The 7,215-nt window shown below is 61.1% G+C and carries 9 protein-coding genes; 4 read left to right on the top strand and 5 right to left on the bottom strand.

Annotated elements, in window-relative coordinates; all coding sequences use genetic code 11:
• A partial coding sequence (locus tag GXY01S_RS16035; RefSeq protein WP_174520992.1) for a transporter occupies positions 1-388 on the top strand: 388 nt, incomplete at its 5' end.
• 172 nt (positions 389-560) lie between these two features.
• Positions 561-1,472 (top strand): helix-turn-helix domain-containing protein, encoded by a 912-nt coding sequence (locus tag GXY01S_RS16030; RefSeq protein ID WP_255210483.1) that lies wholly within the window; start codon positions 561-563, stop codon positions 1,470-1,472.
• Positions 1,473-1,482: 10 nt separating this feature from the next.
• Here the strand turns inward: GXY01S_RS16030 and GXY01S_RS16025 are convergent, their stop codons facing one another.
• The 4 genes from GXY01S_RS16025 to GXY01S_RS16010 all read right to left on the bottom strand — a co-directional run bounded on the left by GXY01S_RS16025 (position 1,483) and on the right by GXY01S_RS16010 (position 4,660).
• A complete protein-coding gene (locus GXY01S_RS16025; RefSeq protein ID WP_061276736.1) occupies positions 1,483-2,715 on the bottom strand; it encodes an MFS transporter in 1,233 nt (410 codons plus the stop codon).
• A 30-nt stretch (positions 2,716-2,745) separates the two neighbouring features.
• Positions 2,746-3,144, bottom strand: coding sequence for a GlcG/HbpS family heme-binding protein (locus GXY01S_RS16020; protein WP_061276740.1), 399 nt, complete (start codon positions 3,142-3,144; stop codon positions 2,746-2,748).
• 88 nt (positions 3,145-3,232) lie between these two features.
• The gene (locus GXY01S_RS16015) at positions 3,233-3,964 is read right to left on the bottom strand and encodes an IclR family transcriptional regulator (protein ID WP_061276734.1); all 732 of its coding nucleotides are present in this window, start codon (positions 3,962-3,964) and stop codon (positions 3,233-3,235) included.
• Positions 3,965-4,156: 192 nt separating this feature from the next.
• On the bottom strand, positions 4,157-4,660 hold the full coding sequence (locus GXY01S_RS16010; protein ID WP_255210482.1) for a DUF1826 domain-containing protein: 504 nt from the start codon (positions 4,658-4,660) through the stop codon (positions 4,157-4,159).
• Positions 4,661-4,827: 167 nt separating this feature from the next.
• On the opposite strand from GXY01S_RS16010, the gene GXY01S_RS16005 reads away from it, so the two are divergent.
• Together GXY01S_RS16005 and GXY01S_RS16000 are read left to right on the top strand one after the other, a co-directional pair.
• A complete protein-coding gene (locus tag GXY01S_RS16005; protein ID WP_061276731.1) occupies positions 4,828-6,060 on the top strand; it encodes a GTP-binding protein in 1,233 nt (410 codons plus the stop codon).
• Complete coding sequence (locus GXY01S_RS16000; RefSeq protein WP_061276729.1) at positions 6,053-6,391, top strand: DUF6525 family protein; 339 nt, start codon at positions 6,053-6,055, stop codon at positions 6,389-6,391. The genes GXY01S_RS16005 and GXY01S_RS16000 overlap by 8 nt, the downstream gene beginning before the upstream one ends.
• Positions 6,392-6,583: 192 nt before the next feature.
• Here the strand turns inward: GXY01S_RS16000 and GXY01S_RS15995 are convergent, their stop codons facing one another.
• A complete protein-coding gene (locus GXY01S_RS15995; protein ID WP_174520991.1) occupies positions 6,584-7,075 on the bottom strand; it encodes a hypothetical protein in 492 nt (163 codons plus the stop codon).
• Positions 7,076-7,215 lie beyond the last annotated feature (140 nt).

The following is a 7,215-nucleotide window of genomic DNA, read 5'->3' as shown; positions in this document are numbered from 1 at the left end:
GTCGAGCTTCATTTTTGATTATGAATGGAAGCATTTCAGCTTTGATGGCGATGCCGGCACGGTGGCGGGGGCGGCCAAGCACGTCAAGGGCGGGCATACCTACTCGCCCGGCGTGGTGTTCTATACCAACCTGCGTTTCAGCTGGAAGGCGACAAAACTGTTCGAGCCCTTCTTCGCGCTGGACTGGCAGAACGTGAAAGGCACCTACGACCGGACCGCAAGCCAGTACATGGATGATTCAAACAGCCGTGAAATAACGCTGGGCGCGGGTGCCATGTTCAATATTTCCAAGCATTTTTCCTTTACGACACGATACTCGCATTCTGTTGATGGGCGGAACATACCCGAGAGTAATGCTTATTACGTGAAAGTCGTTTACCTATGGTAGCGCATGCCATCTGGCGCCCTGCGTTCCTTTGATGTCATGCGCAATAACGGGCGATAAATATATACAATCATAACCAGACAGGCCATTACGGTGGCCATGCCGCACACAGACCGACATTCAGGGGCAGGGAGACATGAAACCGCATTGCCATAACCCCGCCCGGCCACCCCTCATGGGCCAGCCCCCGCGCCCTGCCGGCGCAACCGAAGTGGCCAAGTCGTGGCAGCGTTGTGTTTCATCCTATAATCTCGACCCCGCGCAGGGGTGGCAGGCCGATGTGCTCTCGGGCGCGGAACTGCGGCATGTCAGCACCCGCTCCGCCAGCCTGCTCCGTATCGCCATGCCGGAAATGCAGCGCCTGTTCAGCCTTGTACAGGGGCTCGACTTCATGGTGCTGCTCGCTGATCCTGATGCCACCATCCTGGCCCGCAACATAGATGAAGCCCATATGGGCCTGTGCCGCAGGCTTGCCCTGCGCGAAGGTGCCATCTGGAGCGAAAGCATGGCGGGCACCAACGGTATCGGCACGGCGGTGCAGGATGGCTGCCCCATCTTCCTTGGTGAAGGCGAGCACTGGCGCTTCTGCTTCTCGCTGCTGGCAAGCTATGCCGTGCCGATCTTCAACGCGCATGGCCAGGTCGCGGGCGCGATCAACCTTGCCGCCTTCAATGGCGACACGTCGCGCAGGCTCGCCCCGCTCGTGCTCGACACCCTTTTGCAATCGGGCCGCCGGATCGAGGAGCAGCTCTTTCGGGAATACCATGACGGCGCGCGGGTGCTGACGCTGGGCGTGGCCGAAGGATGTTCGGCCCCGCTCGTCGCCATCAATGCCGAGGGCGAAGTAACGGGCGCCACCCATGCCGCCCGCATCCTGACCGGCTGGACGGATGACATGATCCGCACCCACCCCAACCTGCTGCACCGGCTTGAGGCGGAGGAACGGGTGAGTTTTCGCAAGGCGGAGGAAAATGTCATCCGCTCGGCGCTGGCCCTCGCGCATGGCAATGTTACGGCCACGGCCCGCCATCTTGGCATTGGCCGGGCCACGCTCTACCGCAAGATGAAGGCGCTGGGCATGCGCTAGGCGCCATTGCTCACCCGATATTCCCCCTCACCTCCACCTGCCCGCTCCGCCGCAGCAGCACCATGGCCAGCAGATAGACCACCAGCCCACCGGCTGACAGCACCGCCCCGCCCACGCCTAACGCGCCATAACCGAACTGCCGCGCCAGCAGCGCGCTGCCCAGCGATGCGCCGAGCGCGTTGGCGATATTGAAGGCCGAATGGTTGAGCGAGGCCGCAAGCGTCTGCGCATCGCCTGCAAAATCCATCAGCCGGGTCTGCAATGCCGGGCCAAGCGCGTTGACGAAAGCGGGCACGAGCAGCACATCGAGCATGAGGGCCGGCTCGTTATGCAGCACGAACGGAAAGACCAGCATGACCACGGCACTCCCGCCAAGCGCCAGCAGGGCGGCGCGGTCAAGGTTGCGGTCCACGATCCACGCCCCCACATTCGCGCCGATGAGCATGCCCGCGCCGCACACGATCATGTAGATCATGATGCGCCATTCAGGCACATGCGTCACGTTGAGCAGCACGCTGGTCAGGTACGTGTAGATTGCGAACATGCCGCCAAAGCCGATCGACGCCGTGACCAGCGTCAGCAGCACCTGCGTATTGGCCAGGGCACGGATTTCCCTGAGCGGGGAGTTCTTGCGGTTGGGCGGGTCCGCGGGAATGTAGCGCCAGATTCCCGCCACCGTCAGCAGCCCCAGTGCCGCGATGATGAGATAGGCCACGCGCCAGCCAAAATGATCGGCGGCGAAAGTGGAAAACGGCGCGCCCACCAGGGTGGAAATGGCAATGCCCGACAGGATGCGCCCCACGGCCCAGCCGCGCCGCGCACGCTCGACCATCGAGGCGCCGACCAGCGCCGAGATGCCGATCAGCGCGCCATGTGGCAGGCCGGTAATGAAGCGGGCCACCTCCACCAGTCCCGGCGTGGGCATGGCCACGCTGAGCAGGTTGGCGCAGCAGAACAGGACAAACAGGATCAGCAGAAGTTCGCGCCGCGACAGGCGCGCGCCAAGGATGGTGATGAGCGGCGCGCCCACCACCACACCCAGCGCATAGGCGGTAATGGCATGCCCCGCATCAGAGGCGGAGAGGCCGAGCGAGGATGCGAATTCGGGCAGCATGCCCATGATGGCGAACTCACCCGTGCCGACCACGAACGTGCCGAAGGTAAGGATGAAGAAAGCAGCTTTCGCGCCATGAGGCGCAATAATGGGGGTGACCCCGCCTGCGGGGGGTGCGGTCTGGGTCATGGGGCAGGTCCAGGTCAGGTAAGGGGGCGCTCAGGCCCCGAGCGTGTTGGCAGCGATGCGGGCGATGGCGATATCATCTTGCGTAGGCGCGCCAGAGACGCCAATCGCGCCCACCACGTTGCCATGCGCGCCCCTGAGCACCAGGCCACCGCCAAAGCTGGTCAGGCCGCCATTGGTGTTTTCCAGCGTGTAGGCCTCGCCCTGCGGGCGGGCGATCGTGGCCAGATCGGCGCTGTCCATATGGAACAGGGCCGCCGTGCGCGCCTTTTTGGTCGCAACATCGATCAGGCCCAGCGGCACGCCATCCATGCGAGTAAAGGCCACGGGCCAGGCCCCGGCATCCACGATGGCAATGCACACGCCAAACTCGCGCTTTCGCGCCTCGGCCAGGGCGGCCTCCATCATGGTCATCGCGTCGATCAGTTTCATATCGGGTTCCACGGTTTTCTTGACAAAGCGCAGCGTAACCCCACGTCCGCGCGGGCGTAACACATCAATGACCAAAATCCCGATTTGTTCAACATGGCTGAACGGTGGCGCGTGCCACATGCGTCATCATCATCCATGCCAGCCGCACCAGGCGCGAACGTGGCAGGTCGGCGCAGGGGCCGGTCAGGGCAATGGCGGCCCGGACCTCGCCATGTTCACGCCACGGCACGGCCACCGCGTTCTGGCCGGGGCGGTAGCTTTCAAGGTCAAGCGCATACCCCCTGAGGCGCACGGCCTCGATCTGCTCGCGCACGCGCCCGTCAAGCGCATGGGCGCGCGTGCTGAGCACGCGCTGGCCCATGCCGGGCACGAAGGCCAGGAACACCAGCCCCACGGCCGAACCCTCAATGGCTTCACGCCGCTGCACGGCCGTGGCGGCCCGTGCGGGGGCGTGCGGATCCACCCGGTCCAGATAGGCGGCCTCATCCCCGCTGGGCACGCCCAGATGAACGGTCGCCCCGCTGTGCCGGGCAATGGCCTCAAGCGTAGGGCGCATGCGCGCACGCAGGCCGTGGTCATCGCCCATGATGCGCGACAGGTTGAGAATGCGCCCGCCCAGATGGTAGCGCATGTCGCCCGGCCTGCGCTGCACGTAGCCAAGGTGGTCGAGGGTCTGGAGAATGTTGTGGGCGGTGGTTTTTTCCATGCCCGCCTTCGCCGCGATCTCGCCAAGCCGCGCGCTGCCACCCTGCTGCGCCATGATTTCCAGAATGGCGGCAGAACGCACGATGGACTGGATCCGTTTTGGCACGCTGGCCATGTCACCCTCCTGCAGGGGCTGCCCCGCGCAGGATGAGCGGACAGACCCGGAGCATGCCCTTACCTCATGGGCTTTCTGGACGCTATTGATCGGGGAAGTCGGTTCAAGGGGCAAGCCCTACCAAAAAACCGGCGGCGAGCGATATTCACGATTTTCTGGTGCCATCAAATGGCGCGCCCTGCCACGAGGTTCTCATGCGTCGTCACGCCGCCCCATGCCACATGCATCCGGGTGGTCAAGGGTCAGCAGCAGGCGCGTAACGGGAACCGTGAGAGCCGAGATGGGCGGCGAGCGGTGAAGCACGGCCCCTTTTGTTGACCAGCCGGGATATAACCGCCCTTTCAGCAGGGTGATCCAGCCCGCTGGCGTTTCATGGATGGTGTCGCTGTCAGCGTATTTCCATTGAACACCGGGGCCGGTGTACGTGCACAGAAAACGCAGTGGAACATGGTCAACATGAAAGCGGCGGCAACTGTCGTGACTGATCTTTTCCAGCCGGAAGCGGATTTCGGGTGTGCCTGACAGGCGCTGATAACGGCGGGCAAGGCGCAGGGCATCTTCAGCAAGCGCCTGCGTGCCTGCCGGCAGGAGAGCCTGCAACGCGCTTTCAAGCATTTCAATGGTGCCACGCCTGAGAAACAGCGCCGGGCCATGCGCATTCCACAATGCCGCAGCCTGCATCATATCCTGCCCCATATGACGTTCCTGCTGAACGATAAAACAGTCGTGCCTGTCAATGTTCTGGAACGGCATCAGGATGGTAGAAAATGGACGGGTCGGACAGGCCTGTCTCATGTCGAGATCCTTTAGGGATTGTTATATTATAACGTTGCATATAAGTTTGACGGATCGCAACCCAATGGATGGTGTCCGTCATGCGCGAAAGACTTCCGGTAACGGTTCTTTCCGGCTTTCTGGGAGCTGGAAAGACGACGCTTCTCAACCACGTGCTCAATAACCGCGAGGGCCGGAAAGTCGCGGTCATCGTCAATGACATGAGCGACGTGAACATTGACGCGGATCTGGTGCGCGACGGCAGCGATCTGTCCCGAACAAACGAAACACTGGTCGAGATGAGCAATGGCTGCATCTGCTGCACGTTGCGCGATGACCTGCTGCACGAAGTGCGGCGGCTCGCACAAGAAGGGCGCTTCGATTACCTCCTGATTGAATCGACAGGGATTGCGGAGCCGCTTCCGGTTGCAGCAACTTTCGAGTTTCGTGACGAGGCGGGCGAGAGCCTGTCCGACATTGCGCGGCTCGATACGATGGTTACGGTGGTGGATGCCGTCAACCTGCTGAAGGATTACGCCTCGACGGATTTCCTGCGCGACCGGGGCGAGACGGCAGGCGACGGGGATGACAGGGCGCTGGTTGACCTGCTGGTCGAGCAGATCGAGTTTGCCGATGTGGTGGTGCTGAACAAGGTATCAAGTGCAACCTCGACGCAGCGCGAGGCCGCGCGGCAGGTCATTCAGGCCCTTAACGCCGATGCGGATATTATCGAAACGGATCAAGGCATCGTGCCCTGCGCGCGCATTCTGGATACGCACCGCTTCGATTATGACCGGGCGCACAAACATCCTTTGTGGTACAAAGAACTTTTTGAATTCCATAACCATCTTCCCGAAACCGAGGAATATGGCATCCATACCTTTGTCTGGCGCGCCCGCCGCCCGCTTGTGCCTGACCGCTTCAAGGCCTTCATCGACTCTACATGGCCGGGCGTGATCCGGGCGAAGGGCCATTTCTGGCTGGCGACCCGGCCGCACTGGGTGGGCGAACTGGGGCAGGCCGGTGCACTGGTGCGCACGCAGGCAATGGGGCGCTGGTGGGTGACGATACCCACAGACCAGTGGCCGGACAGTGATGAATGGCGCGACCTGATCCTGTCGAAATGGGACCCGGTTTATGGGGACCGCCGACAGGAAATCGTATTTATCGGCACGGCAGAGATGGATGATGCCGCCATTGCCGCGGTGCTGGATGCCTGCCTTGTGCCCGACTTCGATGTGCAGCAGTTCGATCCATTGCTGTTCGCCCATCTGCCTGACCCATTCCCCGCCTGGGGCAACGGAGAAATGGCGGATGCGTAAGGTCACGGCGGATAACGAACGGACATTGCGCCACGAGATGTGGCGGCGGTATGCGGGTAATGACTGGGCCGCCTTCGACGCGCTGCCTACAGCAATCCGCCAACGGGTGGCGGCGCATGCCTATGATGCCTGGTCGGTCAATGTGATGATGCTGTGGCACCATTACAAACGGCTTTATGGACGCACGACGCGCGCCGAGCGGGCGCTGATCCGGTATCTTGATTATTGCGAGCGGCTGGAGCGCGAAGCCTTTGCGTCACGCTACAGCGCAGCTTACGGCATGGCCCTGCCGCATGAGGCAGCATGTGTGACGGTTCTGAGATCAGATTAACGTTCATCTGCCGCCCTTGCCTGCCGGGCAATGATAAAAGCTCAGGGGATGTCGCCTTTTTTCAAAAAGGCGACATCCAAAAACTTCTCCCAGAGCAATTCCACTGAACTCTGGATCAGTAGAATTGCTCTAACTCATTGTTTATCGAGCATCTTCACCAGCTCGAATGTGTTCATTCAAACTGGATCTGCTCTAGCAGCCATTCATGGCCTTGATGCCCTGGATATAATTCCGTCCATCGCGCATGGCTGTTGTCACTGTTGCCCTGCCATCGCAAACCCGGGACTTTATTACGTAATGATAATGCACGATGAAAGTGCTGTCATTTTCCTGCGCAATATCCAGCATGGTTATCGGGTCGGTCAGGCTTCCATAAAACCTGGTGAGATTGGAGGGTGAAAAAGCCGGCATGGTGCGTTTTTCGGGAATGACCATGGCGGCGGCATCAGCACCCTGCGCATCGTGCAGCGCCGTATAGAAGGCGCGTATGGTCGTGGCTGCCGTTCCGTATTCATCCGTAAAATCCATGGGCTTTGCCTGTACGGGCACAATGGAAGTGACCGCTGCGATAAGTGGTTCATGAACGTGCCCGGTTTCGGCCGCCGCCTGGTTTGTGAGTTGCACCGTCACGTTTTTATGCAGAAAGGCCCGAAAGGATTCTTCCTTTTCTGCAGAGAGCTGCACGGCCTGGAACTGGTTGTTCGGATCGGCAAAGTCATCGCCCGTAATGCAGATGGGGTCCTGAAGCTTCAGTATGTATTCAGGTTCTGGCGTGTCGCCCTTCTGTATGTCTTCATAATTCGGCGGGCCGGGAAACATGACGT

Origin of the sequence: Komagataeibacter xylinus NBRC 15237, assembly GCF_001571345.1 — a bacterium.
GTDB classification, from domain to species: Bacteria; Pseudomonadota; Alphaproteobacteria; order Acetobacterales; family Acetobacteraceae; genus Komagataeibacter; species Komagataeibacter xylinus.
Note: the sequence above shows the minus strand (reverse complement) of the source record. Positions and strands in the feature narration are given on the sequence as shown.